Here is a 1,155-nt window from a genome sequence, read left to right on the forward strand (position 1 = left end):
TCGGGTGGGCACTCTAAAGTGACTGCCGGTGACAAACCGGAGGAAGGTGGGGATGACGTCAAATCATCATGCCCCTTATGACCTGGGCTACACACGTACTACAATGGCCAGTACAACGGGAAGCGAAACCGCGAGGTGGAGCCAATCCTATCAAAGCTGGTCTCAGTTCGGATTGCAGGCTGCAACTCGCCTGCATGAAGTCGGAATTGCTAGTAATCGCGGATCAGCATGCCGCGGTGAATACGTTCCCGGGTCTTGTACACACCGCCCGTCACACCACGAGAGTTTACAACACCCGAAGTCGGTGGGGTAACCCGCAAGGGAGCCAGCCGCCGAAGGTGGGGTAGATGATTGGGGTGAAGTCGTAACAAGGTAGCCGTATCGGAAGGTGCGGCTGGATCACCTCCTTTCTAAGGATTACTCAGTCACGATGATGGCTGATAAGAAGACGAAAGTCTTCACAAGCAACTCTCAGGCAGGATTGTTGCTCGCTCGTTGTCAGTTTTGAAAGATCAATTCAATCCCGCTTGCGGGGTTGCGAATATGTCTTTCACAAAGCTATCCGTTTGGTGGCGATGGCGGAGGGGATCCACGCGTTCCCATACCGAACACGACCGTTAAGCCCTCCAGCGCCAATGGTACTTGGACCGCAGGGTCCTGGGAGAGTAGGACGTCGCCAAGCGGGTTCTTGTTATCATGAGTTTGTCGAAATAACCAACAATTTCCTGTTGCGGATGTCGATAGAACATGATAAGATATGAATCCTGTCGCAGCAATGCGGCGCATTTGCACCTTGAAAACTGGATAACGAAAGTCAATCAAGATGAAAATCTTGAGCTGAAACATCCTTTAGCTGAATTAAACTAGCAGCGAGCTGAGCTATGCGAAAGCGAGCCAAGCCGTTGCGTTAGCGAAAGTTGTTTCGAGTTGAGGATGCTTTTGCGGACTTTGTTTCTTCGATTTCTGAACTCAGTGATAAAAGAAATAAAGCCGGAACGCAGCATCAACCGAAATCAACCGGAGCGTCAGGTTAAGCTAGTAAGAGCGCACGGAGGATGCCTAGGCACCAGGAGCCGAAGAAGGACGTGGCGAACAACGATACCGCCTCGGGGAGCCGTAAGCAGGCTTTGATCCGGGGATTTCCGAATGGGGAAA

Annotated in this window: 3 rRNA genes; all 3 read left to right on the forward strand. The window is 51.7% G+C overall.

What is annotated here, in order from left to right:
• Positions 1-410: ribosomal RNA gene (locus NQZ67_RS29920) — 16S ribosomal RNA — on the forward strand; the annotation flags it as partial.
• 155 nt (positions 411-565) lie between these two features.
• Positions 566-682 (forward strand): 5S ribosomal RNA (rrf, locus tag NQZ67_RS29925).
• A 346-nt stretch (positions 683-1,028) separates the two neighbouring features.
• A 23S ribosomal RNA gene (locus NQZ67_RS29930) occupies positions 1,029-1,155 on the forward strand; the annotation flags it as partial.

The sequence above is a fragment of the Paenibacillus soyae genome, assembly GCF_024623455.1.
Taxonomy (GTDB): domain Bacteria; phylum Bacillota; class Bacilli; order Paenibacillales; family Paenibacillaceae; genus Pristimantibacillus; species Pristimantibacillus soyae.